A 15,206-nucleotide genomic window follows, 5' to 3' on the forward strand; every position below is an offset into this window, starting at 1 on the left:
GGCACACTCTAGTGTGGGGATTCCAATCTCTCCACGTCATGCCCGGGCTTGTCCCGGGCATCCACGTCTTTCTTCTTCGCGGCTGTCCAAGACGTGGATGGCTGGGATAAACCCGGCCATGACGGTGGAGATGGCGCCTGCGACGAGCGAGGTGATATAAAGCCCCATGTCCAAACCCGGCCCGATCTCGGCAAAACCGCTTTCCGTCCTGCTCAGCGACGTGTTTTCTGATGCCTACGCCAAGCAGGGATTTGCCGCGCGGGAACTGGTGACGCGCTGGGCCGAGATCGCGGGACCTCAGATCGCCGCCCATTCCGAGCCGCTGAAAATGCAATGGCCGCGGCCGGTGGAGGGGCAGCCGCAGGAACCGGCCACGCTGATATTGCGGGTCGAAGGCCCGATGGCGCTGGAGATCCAGCATTCGTCCGACGTCATCCTGCAACGGGTCAACCGCTTCTTCGGCTGGAGCGCGGTCGGGCGGCTGGCGCTGCGGCAGGCGCCGCTGTCGCGCCGCAATCGCCCCGCGCCCTCCCGCGCGCCGGACCCGAAAGCGGTGGCAAAAGTTGCAGAAACCCTGTCCGCGGTGGAGGACGAGGAACTGCGCGCCGCACTGGCGCGGCTCGGCGCTGCGATCAAGCGAAATTGAGCCCTGGGCGCAGCGCCGCCGCCGCAACACGCCATTGCCACAACTGGCGTTTCAAGCTAGCGAAGGCTTCTTTTCGTACTTCTTTCGGGCGTGAACGCGCCATTCGGGAGCAGACTTTGATGATCACGCGCCGCGCCTTCACCGCCGCCCTGTCGCTGACCGGGCTGACCGCTCTCGCCGGCTTCTCGCCGCTGCGGCTGATCACGGGCGCGATGGCGCAGGGCGCCGACGTCGCCAAACCGCAATCCCTGCCGGACATGGCGCTTGGACCGGCCAACGCTACCGTCACCATCACCGAATACGCCTCGATGACCTGCCCGCATTGCGCGGCGTTCACCGAAAAGGTGTTTCCGAAGATCAAGTCGGAATTCATCGATAGCGGCAAGATCCGCTTCGTGTTCCGCGAATTCCCGCTCGACATCAAGGCCGCCGCGGGATCGATGCTGGCACGCTGCATCGCCAAGGACGATGCGCCGAAATTTTTTGCCGTGATCGATCTGCTGTTCAGGCAGCAGAACGACTGGATGGTGAAGAACACCACGGAGACGCTGAGCCGGATCGGCAAGCAGGCCGGCCTCACCCAGACGCAGGTCGAGGACTGCCTGAAGGATCAGGCGCTGCTCGACAAGATCGCGGCCGACCAGAAGTTTGCCGCCGAGGTGCTGAAGGTGCAGTCGACGCCGACCTTCTTCATCAACGGCGAGATGCTCAAGGGCGAGCAGAGCTTCGAGGAATTCTCGAAGCGCATCAATTCGCTGTTGAAGAGCTGATTCGCGCCGCCGGATTCACATCCGGCCATAAGTCCAGCAAAAGGCTGGACAAAAACGACTCAAAACCCTCTCAAAACCCTTGGGAAAAGCCGCGTAGGGCCGTTGCCCTTCGGCCCCGGCCTCGCCATTGTCGCGGCTCATAAGAGCCGCAATGGGCTATCCATCCACACCGACATTGCCTTCTATGGTATTGTCACGGCAGGGAGATTCGCGCCCGGCCAACCGAGATTTGTGTTCATGAAACTCACGCGCCTCCGCCTCCACGGCTTCAAGTCGTTCGTTGAACCCACTGATTTCATGATCGAACCCGGCCTCACCGGCGTGGTCGGGCCGAACGGCTGCGGCAAATCCAATCTGGTCGAGGCGCTGCGCTGGGCGATGGGCGAAACCTCGCACAAATCGCTGCGCGCCGCCGACATGGATGCGGTGATCTTCGCCGGTTCCGGCAACCGCCCGGCGCGGAACCACGCCGAAGTCGTCATGACGATCGACAATTCCGATCGCACGGCGCCGGCCGCCGTCAATGATAGCCAGCTTCTTGAGATCTCTCGCCGCATCGAGCGCGAGGCCGGCTCGGCCTATCGCATCAACGGCCGCGACGTGCGCGCGCGCGACGTGCAGATTCTGTTTGCCGATGCCGCCACCGGCGCGCGTTCGCCGGCGCTGGTTCACCAGGGCAAGATCGGCGAGATCATTCAGGCGAAACCCGAACAGCGCCGTCGCGTGCTGGAAGACGCCGCCGGCGTCGCCGGGCTTCATGCCCGCCGCCACGAGGCCGAACTGCGGCTGAAGGCGGCCGAAACCAACCTCACCCGCGTCGAGGACGTGATCGGGCAATTGTCCGGCCAGATCGACGGCTTGAAGAAGCAGGCGCGCCAGGCCATTCGCTTTCGCGAAGTTGCGGCCAAGGTGCGCAAGGCCGAGGCCACGCTGTTCCATCTGCGCTGGTTAGAGGCCAATGCCGACGTCGCGGAAGCCGGGCATACCCACGACATCAACGTTCGCGAAATGGCCGAGCGCACCCGCGAGCAGGCCGAGGCCGCACGCATCCAGGCGATCCGCGCCTCCGAACTCCCCGCCTTGCGCGAGGGCGAAGCCCGCGCCGCGGCGGGACTGCAGCGGCTCACCAATGCGCGCGAACTGCTCGACCGCGAGGAAGTGCGCGCCAAGGAGCGCGTCGCCGAGCTCGACCGGCGGCTGACGCAGTTCGCCGCCGACATCGCGCGCGAACAGCAGCAGACCTCGGATGCCGAGGTGGCGCTGCAGCGGCTCGACACCGAAGACGCTGAGTTAAAGGAAGAGATCAAGTCGCGCGTCGAAAAGCGCTCCGGCGTTGATGAACGTGTTTCTGAAGCGGAAACGACGCTTTCCGCCGCCGAGCGCATGTTCGGCGAGCTCACCACCGCGCTCGCCGACCTCTCCGCCAAGCGCAACCAGCTCGAAGCCGGCGTGCGCACCCACCGCGACCGGCTGGCCCGGCTCGATCAGGAAATCGCCAGCGTTCAGGCCGACGAGGAAAAACTCGCACAGGAAACCGGCAATCTCGGTGACCTCGACGCGCTCGCCGCGGCCATGGAGACCGCGCAGGAAACGCTGGCGGTATCTGAGGCCGCCGCACAGGCCAGCGAGACCGGCCACGTCGCCGCGCGACAGAAGCTCGAAGCCTCCCGCGCCCCGCTCACTGAGGCCGAAAAGCGCGTGCAGCGGCTTGAGACCGAGGCGCGCACCATTTCAAAACTCGTCAATGGCGAGACCAAGAATCTGTGGCCGCCGATTATCGACGGCGTCACCGTCACCAAAGGCTATGAGAAGGCGCTTGGCGCCGTGCTCGGCGACGATCTTGACGCGCCCGTCGATCCCTCGGCGCCGATGCGCTGGACCAATGCCGGTGCGAGCTTCGACGATCCGGCCCTGCCGGATGGCGTCGAGGCCCTCGCCGCTCACGTCGAGGCGCCGTCCGAACTGGCGCGCCGCCTCGCGCAGATCGGCGTCGTGCCGAAGGAGCGCGGCGCGGAGCTGGTGTCGCAATTGAAGACCGGCCAGCGGCTGGTGTCGCTGGAGGGCGACGTCTGGCGCTGGGACGGTTTTGTCACAGCCGCCCATGCGCCGACCGGCGCCGCACGGCGTCTCGCCGAACGCGCGCGTCTGGTCGATATTGAGCATGAGCTGGAGCAGGCCCGCACCGATGCCGCCAACAAGCGGCAGGCGCTGGAAGAAGCCGAGGCGGAACTGAAGGCGGCCTCCGCCGCCGAGTCCGCCGCCCGCGAGGCCTGGCGTGCTGCGCAGCGCGAGGCCGATGCCGCGCGCGAACGCCATGCCGCGACCGAGCGCGAGATCAATCGCCACGCCGCGCGCAAATCGGCGCTGACCGAAGCCCATACCCGTCTCGCCGCCGACCGCAGCGAGGCCGAAGCCGCGCATGAGAGCGCCAACGCCGCGTTGGCCGAGTTGCCGCCGACCCTCGACACCGAGACGCGGCTCGCCGCCGTTCGCGGCGAGATTGACGGGCACCGCCGCTTTGCCGCGCAGGTGCGGGCCGAAGCCCAGGCGCTGGCGCGCGAGGCCGAACTGGCCGACAAACGTGTACAGGCGATCACGGCCGAACGCACCGAATGGCAGAACCGCAGGCAAAGCTCGGCCTCCCAGGTCGCCACCGTCGAGGCGCGTATCACCGAAGTAACGGCCGAGCGCGCCGAGCTTGACGATGCCCCGGCGCTGTTTGCCGAAAAGCGCCGCGCGCTGATCAACGAAATCGAATCCGCCGAAAGCGCCCGCCGCGTCGCCGCCGACGCGCTCGCCGCCGCCGAGAGCGTGATGGCGCAGACCGACCGCGAAGCCAAGGCCTCGCTCGAAGCGCTCTCCTCTGCCCGCGAGGCCGGCGCCCGCGCCGAGGAACGCATGGAAGGCACCAAGCGCCGGCTTTCCGACATCGAGCGCGAAATCCACGACATGCTCGAAGTCGAGCCGCATGCGGTCGCAGCGCTCGCCGAGATCGAACCGGGCGCGGAACTGCCGCCGCTCAACGAGATCGAGGAAAGCCTCGAAAAACTGCGCCGCGACCGCGAACGTCTCGGCGCCGTCAATCTGCGCGCCGAGGAAGAACTGCGCGAGGTCGAGACCCAGCACACCGCGCTAACCACGGAACGCGACGACCTGGTCGAGGCCATCAAGCGGCTGCGCCAGGGCATCCAGAGCCTCAACAAGGAAGCCCGCGAGCGGTTGCTGACCTCGTTCGAGACCGTCAACGAGCACTTCAAGCGGCTGTTCACCGAACTGTTCGGCGGCGGCGAAGCCGCGCTTCATCTGATCGAAAGCGACGATCCCCTGGAAGCTGGCCTCGAAATCATTGCAAAACCGCCCGGCAAGAAGCCGCAGACGCTGTCGCTGCTGTCAGGCGGCGAGCAGGCGCTGACCGCGCTGGCGCTGATCTTCGCGGTGTTCCTCACCAACCCGTCGCCGATCTGCGTGCTGGACGAAGTCGACGCGCCGCTCGACGACCATAACGTGGAGCGGTTCTGCAACCTGCTGCACGAAATGACGTCGTCGACCGAAACCCGCTTCATCATCATCACGCACAACCCGATCACGATGGCGCGGATGAACCGGCTGTTCGGCGTCACCATGGCCGAGCGCGGCGTGTCGCAACTGGTCTCGGTCGGCCTCGACGACGCCGTGAAGATCCTCGACCAGAACGTGGCGTGATCTTTCTTCCCTTCTCCCCTTGTGGGAGAAGGTGGCGCGAAGCGCCGGATGAGGGGTATCTCTCCACGAAGACACAACTCGCGGAGAGATACCCCTCACCCGACACGAACGCGCTTCCGCGCGTCCGTGCCACCCTCTCCCACAAGGGGAGAGGGAAAGAACACGAGATGACCTCACCCGACCTCCCCGCCGAACTGAAGGCCGCGCTCGACGGCAAGCTGCGCGGTTTTTCGCGCAGCGACGCCGCCGGCCGCGCAGCATCAATCTCGAAAACCTACCGCGGCGGCGGCAACTCCGGCGCCATCCGCTCCGAGGCCGATGCGCTTGCCTACGCACTGGCGCGAATGCCCGCGACCTATGCCGCGGTCATCGCGAGCCTGAACGCGCTGGTCGAGATCAGGCCGGATTTTGCCCCGAATAGCCTGCTCGATATCGGCGCCGGGCCGGGAACGGCCACCTGGGCGGCGACCGAAGCCTTTCCGTCGCTGAGGGACTTCACGCTGCTGGATGCGAACGACGCGTTGCGTGCGCTGGCGCTCGACCTCGTCAGCGACAGCTTTCGCCTGCGTGACCTCAGCTACGAGCGCGGCGAAGCCCGGGCCGCGCTCGCCAAAGCGGATGCCGCCGACCTTGTCATGGCGAGCTACATGATCGGCGAAATCAGTGATACCGAACAGCGCGCGCTCGCCGAACTGATGTGGGCAAAGACCCACGACACGCTGCTCGTCGTCGAACCCGGCACGCCTGCCGGCTATGCCCGGATCATCGCGCTGCGTGAGCACTTGATCGCGTTGGGCGCGCATGTCGCCGCGCCTTGCCCGCATGACGGCAGATGCCCGCTTCAAACGCCCGACTGGTGCCATTTCACCCAGCGCCTGCAGCGCTCGCGCGCGCACAAGCAGGTCAAGGGCGCGGAGCTGCCGTTCGAGGACGAAAAATTCGCCTATGTCGCGCTGACGCGTGAACTGGTTGAAACACGGCCTTCCCGCGTGCTGGCGCAACCCGCGGTCACCAAGGTCGAAATAGCAGCGAAGCTCTGCACTCCAGAAGGTCTCGTCCTCACAAAAGTGCCTCGCCGCGCCAAAGCGGATTACGCCGCCGCCCGCCGTTGGCGGTGGGGCGATGCTGTCAATTGATCCGGTCATTCCGGGATGGTCCGAAGGACCAGACCTCAGATGCGCAATTGCGCATCGGGGAATCTCGAGATTCTCAGGTGCGCAATTGCGCACCAGAGTTCGATGCTTTGCATCGCCCCGGAATGACCGCGGAGCGTTGGCCTTGAACTTATCCCGCCCCACTTCCGACTAAAGCCATGCCCCAAATCGTGGGTGGGCTGCCGCCTGCCCGGTTTTTCGTCTAGTTTCCCTGTCTTTTCGTCCCACAGGAGTTGTCCGTCATGTCGACCGGCTGGATCGTTCTCGGCGTCATCGTCATCATCGTGCTGTTTGCCTTCGCTGCGTATAACCGCCTGGTCGCGCTCAGCCAGCGCGTCAGCCAGGCCTTTGCCGACATCGACGTGCAGCTCAAGCAGCGCCACGATCTGATCCCGAACCTCGTGGAGACCGTGAAGGGCTACGCCAGCCACGAGCGCGGCACGCTCGACGACGTCATCAAGGCGCGCAATTCGGCGATGTCGGCGCAGGGGCCGGCGCAGGTGTCCGCCGCCGAAAACCAGCTCAGCGGCGCGCTCGGGCGCCTGATCGCGCTGTCGGAGGCCTATCCGGACCTCAAGGCCAACGCCAATTTCCAGCAGCTTGCGAGCGAACTGTCCGACCTCGAAAACAAGATCGCGGCCAGCCGGCGTTTCTTCAACAACGCGGTCCAGGAATACAACACTGGCATCCAGCAGCTTCCCGCGGCGCTGTTCGCCGGCATGTTCGGCTTTACCCGCAAGGAATTCTTCGATCTCGGCGCCAGCCGCACCGAAGTCGAGGCCGTGCCGACCGTGAAGTTCTGACGCTTCAAACATCCGGCAGAGCAGCCCATCATGGCCGCGTACGGTCTCTACACGCATATCTCGTCGAACAAGATTCGTTCGATACTGCTGCTCGCCGGGCTGTTTCTCCTGATTTATGTCATCGTCTTTGCCGGCGCGCTGGTCGCCGAGGTGCTGCTGTACAGCAACAAATCGGTCGACTTCTACCTGATACAAGCCCGGCGCGACCTGATCGCGGCCTTCCCCTACGCCACCCTTGCCGCCGCGCTCTGGATCGTCATCGCCTATTTCTTCCACCAGAACATGATCGACGCCGTGACCGGCGGCGAGAGCGTGACGCGGCAGCAGCAGCCACGGCTCTATAATCTCCTGGAAAATCTCTGCATCTCGCGCGGCATCCCGATGCCGAAGCTGAAGGTGATGGACAGCCCGGCGCTGAACGCGTTCGCCAGCGGCCTCAACCGGCGGCAATATTCGATCACGGTGACGTCGGGCCTTCTGCAGGCGCTCAACGATCAGGAGATCGAGGCCGTGCTCGGCCACGAGCTCACGCATATCCGCAACGGCGACGTGCAATTGATGGTGGTCGCCGTGATTATCGCCGGCGTGGTGGGCTTTTTCGGCGAATTGTTCTTTCGCATGTTCACCAACCTGTCGTGGAACTCCTCCGGTAGCGGCTGGTCTTCATCGTCCTCTTCTTCTTCCTCCTCGTCGTCATCATCCGACCGCGACAGCAAGGGCGGCGGCGGCGCGATCATCGCGATCATCATTGCTGTGGCGCTGATCCTGCTGGCCTGGCTGTTGTCGCAAGTCGTCAAGCTGGCGCTGTCGCGGTCGCGCGAATTGCTGGCCGACGCCGGCTCGGTCGAACTGACCAAGAATCCCGACGCCATGATCACGGCGCTGCGCAAGATCGAGAACCGCGGCGAGCTGCCCGGCGCAACGTCTGCGGTCATGGAGCTCTGCGTCGACAATCCGCGCGAGGGATTTGCCGACCTGTTCGCGACCCATCCGTCGGTCGACAACCGCGTCAAGGCGCTGGTGCAGTTTGCCGGCGGTCATGATCCCGGCCCGCTCGCCTTGCCGTCCGATACGGCGGACGAATCGGACGAGCCGGAGGAATCGGCCACCGGGCAACTCCAACCGCCGGTTCCCCGCGGCCCGTGGAGCGATCCCAGCGAGCCCGCCGGTGTTCCGGGCACGCGTCCCGGCCCATCAGAGGGCCCTTGGGGCCCGCACCGCTAAGCAGCCGCCCTGTCGCCGCCCCCGGATTAACGAAATTCCCGTATGAATAATGGCAATGGCCGTCTAAGGAATTGAATTCTCCCTTGTTTCTGCCATGTTCGCGCCCAAAGCAGGGAATGGGGCCTACCGATCGCTCCCGCGATCGGGGACGTTGTTCAAGGGAATTCCATGGCAAAGCCAGTCGTGATTGTGGTGGGCGCGGACAAGGGCGGGGTCGGCAAGACGACCGTGTCGCGTACGCTCCTGGATTACTTCAGCGCCAACAACGTGCCGACTCGGGCATTCGACACCGAATCGCCGCGCGGCACTCTGAAGCGCTTCCACCCCGAGATCACCGAGATCGTCGACATGACGACGACGTCGGATCAGATGAAGATTTTCGATACGCTGAACGCGGCCAGCCCGTCCGTCACCGTGATCGACGTCCGCGCCGGACTGCTGTCGCCGGCGCTGGCCTCGCTGCGCGACATCGGCTTTCTCGATGCGGCAAAGGCGGGTCAGATCACCTTCGCCGTGTTCCACATCCTGGGTCCCTCGATCGCCTCGCTGGACGAAATCGCCGAGACCGCGGGTTTCATGCAGGGCGCCAAATACTTCCTGGTGAAGAACTTCATCAATGACACCCAGTTCTTCCAGTGGGACCAGTCCACCTACAACTCCTACTTTCACCGCATCAAGGACGCCACCGATCTCGTCATCCCCAAGCTCAATGAAATGGCCTATGAGCAGGTCGAGGTCTCCTCAGTGCCGTTCCTCAAATTCGTCGCCAACAAGGGCAAGGAAGACGAAGCCGCGAACTATTCGTTCGTGCTGCGCGGCTATGTCCGGCACTGGCTCGCCAACGTTTGGAGCGAGTTCGACCGCATCAAGTTGACCGATCTGGTCGGCGCCAAGCCTGGCGTGCGCGGCGGTGAAAAATAGTCGCGCACCCGCCGCGATGGGGGCTGGAATAGGCGAAGGATTCCTTTGATATAGCGGGTGATGAGCTCCACGCCTGTTTACATCATCTGCTCGCCCCGGCCGCTGGTCGGCAAGACGCTGCTCGCGCGGCTCCTGAGCGAGTTCCTGCTGCTGAAAGACGGCGCGGTGTCCTCCTTCGACATCAACCTGAAGGAACCGTCGCTGCTCGAATATCTGCCGCGCCTGACCGAGACGGCCGACGTCATGGACACCTTTGGCAAGATGCAGCTCATGGACCGCCTGATCGTCCATGACGGCATCGCCAAGGTGGTCGACCTCGGCTTTCATGCGTTCGACGAGTTCTTCAAGATGACCAACGAGATCGGTTTCCTGAAAGAGGCCGCGCGGCGCAGCGTCGCGCCGATCATCCTGTTCGTGGCCGATACCGACCGTGTTTCCGCGCGCGCCTATTCGGCGTTACGGGAGCAGATCCCGCTGAAAGCGTTGATTACGATCGACAACGAGTATGTGGTTCGCGGCGAACTGCCCGAGATGATGGGCTTGGGGCGGGTGCTGCGAATAACGGCCCTGCCCTCGTTCCTGAAGACCTATGTCGACCGGCTGACCTTTTCCTTCACCGACTATTTGCGCAACGAACGGGATTCATCGACCGAGCTGCACCAGTGGATCCGCAGGAACTACACCAGCTTTCGCGAGCTTGAGTTCAGCCTGCTTTCAGAACGGTCGTGAAGCATCCACAAGGTTGATAATATTACCCGGATAATATTGACGTAGTCCGCCTCGTCTGGTATCGCCTCCGCCTGACCGCAACTGGCGAGGCCATCCCGTGACATCAGACAGAAAGGCGGTGATCGCCGCCTACAAGGAGCGGAAAACCTTCGCAGGGGTTTTCGTCATCCGCTGCGAGGCCTCGCACCAGGCATGGGTCGGCCAGACGCCCAATCTGGAGAAGATCCAGAACCGGATCTGGTTCACGCTGCGCCAGGGCAGCCACACCTGCCGCACCCTGCAGGCGGCCTGGACCGCGCATGGGCCTGACAGCCTGACGTTTTGGGAATGCGAACGGCTGGAAGAGGAAGAGACGTCCTACATCCGCGATGCGCTGCTGAAGGAGCGCGCGCTGCACTGGCGGTCGCAGCTCGGCGCCGAGGCGGTGTGACCTTGCTTACCCGCCCCTTGAGGGGGCGGGTCGGCTCGCATTGAGCGCAGCGCAATGTGAGACGAGGTGGGGTGACGGTCTCTCCACTCGCACACTGTCGGACGTAGAGAGACCGTCACCCCACCTCGCCGCGCGCCTTGCGCGCGTCGATCCTCCCCCTCCAGGGGAGGATAAAACGCGTAACCGCTCAATGCCCCTCGAACGCCATCAGCGTACGCACCGGCACTTCCATCGCGCGCAATTTGGCGGCGCCGCCGAGATCGGGCAGATCGATGATGAAGCAGGCCGCGACCACGTTGGCGCCGATCTGGCGCAGCAGCTTCACCGCACCTTCCGCGGTGCCGCCGGTAGCGATGAGATCGTCGACCAGGATCACGCGCTCGCCGGGCAGGATCGCATCGGCATGCATTTCCATTTCATCGAGGCCGTATTCCAGTGAGTAGGCAATTCGCACCGTGGTGTGCGGCAGCTTGCCTTTCTTGCGGATCGGCACGAAGCCGGCGGAGACCTGATGCGCCACCGCGCCGCCGAGAATGAATCCCCTCGCCTCGATGCCGGCGACCTTGTCGATCTTCAAACCGGCCCAGGGCTGCACCAGTTCGTCGACCGCGCGGCGGAAGGCGCGCGCATCCGCCAACAGCGTCGTGATATCGCGAAACAGGATGCCCTTTTTCGGGTAATCCGGAATGGTGCGGACGGTAGCTTTCAGATCATGATCGAATGTCATCGGTATCTCGCAAGCCTCAATTGACGGGTACGCTCAGACGAAACGCGTTCTCAACGATACGCAATCCCACTTCGCCGCCGAGCGACATCAGCGATTCCGGATGAAACTGCACGCCGCCGACCGGCAGGGTCTTGTGTTCGATCGCCATCGCGACGCCGTCCTCGGTGGTCGCGGTGACCTCGAGAACCTCGGGCACGCTGTCGCGCTCGACATAGAGCGAATGATAGCGGCCGATCACGATTTCATTGGGCAGGTTATGCATCAGCCGTCCGCCACGCACCTGAACCCGCGACGGCCGCCCGTGCGCGGGATGGGTGAGCTGGCCGAGCTGGCCGCCGAAATATTCGCCGATCGCCTGCACGCCGAGGCAGACGCCGAAGATCGGCAGTTTTCGGTCGAGCGCCGTGCCAATGGTTTTCGAAATCCCAAAGTCCTCAGGACGTCCCGGCCCGGGCGACAGCACCAGCAAATCCCAGTTCTTCTTCAGCATCTCCTGGGCATGCACATGCCGGACCACGGTAACGCTGGCGCCGACCTGGCGGAAATAATCTGCCAGCATATGCACGAAACTGTCGTCGTGGTCGATCAACAGCACCTTGCGGCCCGAGCCGGTGGCATCAGGCGCAAATGCCGACAGCGGTTTTGGCGCATCGCCGCGCAGCGCCTGGAACAGCGCCGCCGCCTTGACCTGGCACTCGCGGTCTTCCGCCGCGGGGTCTGAATCAAAGAGGCAGGTGGCGCCGACGCGCACTTCAGCGAGACCATCCTTCATGCGGATGGTGCGGATGGTGAGCCCGGTATTGATGCTGCCGTCGAAATTCACCGCACCGATCGCGCCGGCATACCAGCGCCGCGACGACCGCTCATTGTCCTCGACGAACTGCATGGCCCACAATTTCGGTGCGCCGGTCACGGTGACCGCCCAGGCATGGGTCAGGAACGCATCCAGCGCATCGAAGCCCGGGCGCATCATGCCTTCGACATGATCGACGGTATGGAACAGCTTTGAATAGGTCTCGATCTGCCGCCGCGCCAGCACCTTGATCGTGCCGGGCACGCACACCCGCGCCTTGTCGTTGCGGTCGACGTCGGTGCACATATTGAGTTCGAACTCGTCCTTCTCGGAGTTCAACAATTGCCTGATCTGCTCGGCATCACCGATCGCATCGACGCCGCGCGCAATCGTGCCCGAGATCGGGCAGGTCTCGACTCGCCTGCCGTCGGAGCGGACGAACATTTCCGGCGAGGCCGACACCAGAAATTCGCCATCGCCGAGATTCATCAGCGCGCCGTAGGGCGACGGGTTGATACGACAAAGCCGCTGGAACACTTCGGCCGGCGAGCGCTCGCAGGACTCGGCGAAGAGCTGCCCCGGCACCGCCTCGAACAGGTCGCCACGTGCGAACGCCGCGCGCGCGACCTCGACGGTGGCCTGATATTCGCCAGGCGCGTGATCGGCAAAGCCCTGCCGCGGCGTCCTGGCGTAAACGCTCTCGGCGGTGTCGCGCGGCAGACCCTTGGTGGATTTTCCTTTCCAGGAAAAATCGTAGCTCAGCACCACGCCGCGGCCGGTGGCGCGGTCATAGGCCAGCAGGCGATCCGGCACATACAGCACGATGTCGCGCTGGTCGCTCTCGCGCGCACGCTTTTGCACGAGGTCTTCGATCTGGAATACGAGATCGTAGGCGAAGGCGCCGAACAGGCCGAGCAGCGGGTCGTCATTGGCTGACAAGGCGGCGACGAGATCGCGCACCAGCGACATCACGCTGGCGCGGCGGGTGCGCTGGTCTTCCTCGACCGGTGCGGCGCCGCGAATGATATGGCCGGCCAGCCGCGTCGGGCTTTTTTCAGAGATGACCACGCAGGGCTCGCGCAGCACGTCGCCCAGAAACGCGATCAGCACTTCGCCCCGCGCATTCAGCGCAGAGAGCGAGAAATTGGAGCCAGCGGTTTCCAGCACCAGCGGCGGATCGGCAAAGCCGAGGTCGAAACTCTCATAGCGGCCGGGCACCGTGGTGCCGGAGGACAGCACCACACCGCGGCGGCGGTCGAGCAATTCGATCAGGTCGTCGAGGCGCTTGGCGTTGCCGGTGAACTGCTCGACGGCGCGCGAAATCGCGAGGCCGCCGCTGGTCCGGTACTCGCTGTGCTCGGGCAGAGAGAAGGCTGTCCTGTTCATGTGATCCTCTTACGAAACTTCGGGAGGGAGCGCCACACAGGACAAACGAAGGGACCGTCGCACTGCGATGGCGACCTTCGACGATTGAAAAATGAAATCGCACCGGCCACCTCTTTAAGAGGTGCGCCACCAAAGACGGGATGGGCTGATAACGGTGTTCATGGGCCCTAAACACCATCCGCCGGTGATGATGTCAAGGGAGGGGCCGGCCGGGATGCCCTCATCCCGGCCCGATCTTTGGGTGTCGGAAAGGCGAAAACTTGCGTAGGATTTGAGCAAGCAGCCGCGCTTTCAACGCGCAAAGATTGCAAACAAGGGAGCCTGGCGATGGCATTGCTGGGTCTGGGATATGCCGGGTTCGGCTCGGATGCGCTGGACGACTGGCGCCAGTTCGGGACCGGATTGGTGGGGCTGCAGGCGGTCGAGCGCGGCAATTCCCTGCTGGCGTTCCGGATGGACGACCGCAAGCAACGCATCGTGATCGACCGCGCGATGGGCGAAGGGACGCGCTTCTTCGGCTGGGAGGTCGCCGACAGCGCCGCGCTGGACGCGCTGGCGGCACGGCTGGAAAAAGCCGGCGTGTCAGTCACCACCGAACCGCAGACGCTGGCCGATGCCAGGCGCGTCCGCAGCCTGATTTCGTTTCGCGATCCGGCCGGCAACCGGCTGGAGGCCTTTTACGGCGCCGAGATCGACGATACGCCCTTCTTGCCGGGGCGCTCGATTTCGGGATTCCGCACCGGCCCGCTCGGGCTTGGACACGCCGTGTTGACGGTCGAAAATATCGCCCCGGTGAGGGCGTTCTATGTCGACGTGCTCGGCTTCGGGCTTTCCGACTACATCGAAAAACCGTTCCGCGCTTACTTCTTCCATGTCAACGCGCGGCATCACAGCCTCGCGCTGATCGAGACTGGCAGGAACGGCATGCACCATCTGATGGTGGAGCTGTTCTCGCTCGACGATGTCGGACAGTGCTACGACATCGCACTGACGCAAGAAGACCGCGTCGGCGTCACGCTCGGCCGGCACACCAACGATTTCATGACCTCGTTCTACGCCAGGACGCCGTCGGCCTTCATGATCGAATGCGGCTGGGGCGGCCGCGAGATCGATCCTGCGACATGGCAGCCGGTCGAGATGCATGACGGCCCGAGCCTGTGGGGCCACGAGCGCGTCTGGCTGCCGCCCGAAGACCGCGAGGTCGCACGCGCGATGCGCCTGCGCGCGGCGGCTTCAGGCCTGCGCGCGCCGGTGCAGGTGATGGAAGGCAACTACAAGCTGATGTCGGGAACGTGTGCGTGGTGGGACGGGGTACGCGAGGACGGACAATGAAAGGCAAACTTTAGAATTCATTCGCCCGCGGCGCATCACGGCGACCATGCCGGACATGGACGATCACCAATTCATCACCGCGAATGTGGTGGTCGACAAGGAACGAATAGCGAGCCGTTGGAAACACACGCACGCCGGAAATATCCGTCTCCCGTCCAAGTCCGGGATGCTCCGCAAGCAGCCGACTTGTGGTGCGTATTTGATTGACGACGGAAGAGGCCGCGCGTGGACTGTGCTGCGAAATGTATTCGTGGATTTCGGCGATGTCAGCGCGGGCACGCGGCGCGTACCGTAGTCTCACAGGCCACACTTCTCCCAAAGTGCGGACATTTCGTCTTCACTGACAAACTCGCCGCGCTGGGCCTGCCTCAGACCTTCGAGCACCGCCGCGCGATGCGCTTCCGGCACGACAAACGGATCGCTGCCGGCGGCAACAATTTGTTCGAGCAATTCCGCCGCATAGGCTTGCCGATCTTCGGGAAGCTTTCGCACCTTTTCGATGGCGTCTTCGAGGACCTTGGTCATTGAAGCAGTCTAACGCAACTCCAAATAAAATGCGAGATGTGGCCCCTCACCTCACGGCCTGATC

Annotated in this window: 14 protein-coding genes; 10 read left to right on the forward strand and 4 right to left on the reverse strand. The window is 64.1% G+C overall.

The annotated features are described in order from the left end of the window. Positions 1–166 precede the first annotated feature (166 nt). The 9 genes from V1286_RS25985 to V1286_RS26025 all read left to right on the forward strand — a co-directional run bounded on the left by V1286_RS25985 (position 167) and on the right by V1286_RS26025 (position 10,379). Positions 167–646: a DUF721 domain-containing protein gene (locus V1286_RS25985; RefSeq protein WP_108518448.1), complete on the forward strand. Its 480-nt coding sequence runs from the start codon at positions 167–169 to the stop codon at positions 644–646. Between the two features lie 116 nt (positions 647–762). Then, entirely contained in the window at positions 763–1,416 is a 654-nt protein-coding gene (locus V1286_RS25990; RefSeq protein ID WP_190241922.1) for a DsbA family protein, read from the forward strand. A gap of 237 nt (positions 1,417–1,653) precedes the next feature. Then, the gene (gene smc / locus V1286_RS25995; RefSeq protein WP_334484370.1) at positions 1,654–5,118 is read left to right on the forward strand and encodes a chromosome segregation protein SMC; all 3,465 of its coding nucleotides are present in this window, start codon (positions 1,654–1,656) and stop codon (positions 5,116–5,118) included. A 167-nt stretch (positions 5,119–5,285) separates the two neighbouring features. After that, on the forward strand, positions 5,286–6,254 hold the full coding sequence (locus V1286_RS26000) for a small ribosomal subunit Rsm22 family protein (RefSeq protein ID WP_334484372.1): 969 nt from the start codon (positions 5,286–5,288) through the stop codon (positions 6,252–6,254). A 260-nt stretch (positions 6,255–6,514) separates the two neighbouring features. Further along, the gene (locus tag V1286_RS26005) at positions 6,515–7,075 is read left to right on the forward strand and encodes a LemA family protein (protein ID WP_108518441.1); all 561 of its coding nucleotides are present in this window, start codon (positions 6,515–6,517) and stop codon (positions 7,073–7,075) included. A 30-nt stretch (positions 7,076–7,105) separates the two neighbouring features. Further along, positions 7,106–8,299: a M48 family metallopeptidase gene (locus tag V1286_RS26010; RefSeq protein ID WP_334484375.1), complete on the forward strand. Its 1,194-nt coding sequence runs from the start codon at positions 7,106–7,108 to the stop codon at positions 8,297–8,299. Positions 8,300–8,467: 168 nt separating this feature from the next. Next, positions 8,468–9,220, forward strand: a complete 753-nt coding sequence (locus V1286_RS26015) for a P-loop NTPase family protein (protein ID WP_108518437.1) — start codon at positions 8,468–8,470, stop codon at positions 9,218–9,220. A gap of 60 nt (positions 9,221–9,280) precedes the next feature. After that, on the forward strand, positions 9,281–9,949 hold the full coding sequence (locus V1286_RS26020) for a P-loop NTPase family protein (RefSeq protein WP_334484378.1): 669 nt from the start codon (positions 9,281–9,283) through the stop codon (positions 9,947–9,949). 97 nt (positions 9,950–10,046) lie between these two features. Continuing rightward, positions 10,047–10,379, forward strand: coding sequence for a GIY-YIG nuclease family protein (locus V1286_RS26025; RefSeq protein ID WP_334484380.1), 333 nt, complete (start codon positions 10,047–10,049; stop codon positions 10,377–10,379). A gap of 187 nt (positions 10,380–10,566) precedes the next feature. Here V1286_RS26025 and V1286_RS26030 read toward each other — a convergent pair whose 3' ends face one another. Together V1286_RS26030 and V1286_RS26035 are read right to left on the reverse strand one after the other, a co-directional pair. Then, a complete protein-coding gene (locus tag V1286_RS26030) occupies positions 10,567–11,106 on the reverse strand; it encodes an adenine phosphoribosyltransferase (protein WP_334484382.1) in 540 nt (179 codons plus the stop codon). A 16-nt stretch (positions 11,107–11,122) separates the two neighbouring features. Continuing rightward, the gene (locus tag V1286_RS26035; protein WP_334484384.1) at positions 11,123–13,285 is read right to left on the reverse strand and encodes an anthranilate synthase component I; all 2,163 of its coding nucleotides are present in this window, start codon (positions 13,283–13,285) and stop codon (positions 11,123–11,125) included. 327 nt (positions 13,286–13,612) lie between these two features. On the opposite strand from V1286_RS26035, the gene V1286_RS26040 reads away from it, so the two are divergent. Beyond that, positions 13,613–14,617 carry a VOC family protein gene (locus tag V1286_RS26040; protein WP_334484386.1) on the forward strand — a complete coding sequence of 335 codons (1,005 nt, stop codon included), beginning with the start codon at positions 13,613–13,615 and terminating at the stop codon, positions 14,615–14,617. 10 nt (positions 14,618–14,627) lie between these two features. On the opposite strand, the gene V1286_RS39025 is transcribed toward V1286_RS26040, so the two are convergent. Then, a complete protein-coding gene (locus V1286_RS39025; protein ID WP_417021280.1) occupies positions 14,628–14,927 on the reverse strand; it encodes a type II toxin-antitoxin system RelE/ParE family toxin in 300 nt (99 codons plus the stop codon). Next, positions 14,915–15,142 carry a hypothetical protein gene (locus V1286_RS26050; protein ID WP_334484390.1) on the reverse strand — a complete coding sequence of 76 codons (228 nt, stop codon included), beginning with the start codon at positions 15,140–15,142 and terminating at the stop codon, positions 14,915–14,917. Before V1286_RS26050 ends, V1286_RS39025 begins: the two co-directional genes overlap by 13 nt. Positions 15,143–15,206: the final 64 nt, after the last annotated feature.

The organism is Bradyrhizobium algeriense (genome assembly GCF_036924595.1).
Taxonomy (GTDB): domain Bacteria; phylum Pseudomonadota; class Alphaproteobacteria; order Rhizobiales; family Xanthobacteraceae; genus Bradyrhizobium; species Bradyrhizobium algeriense.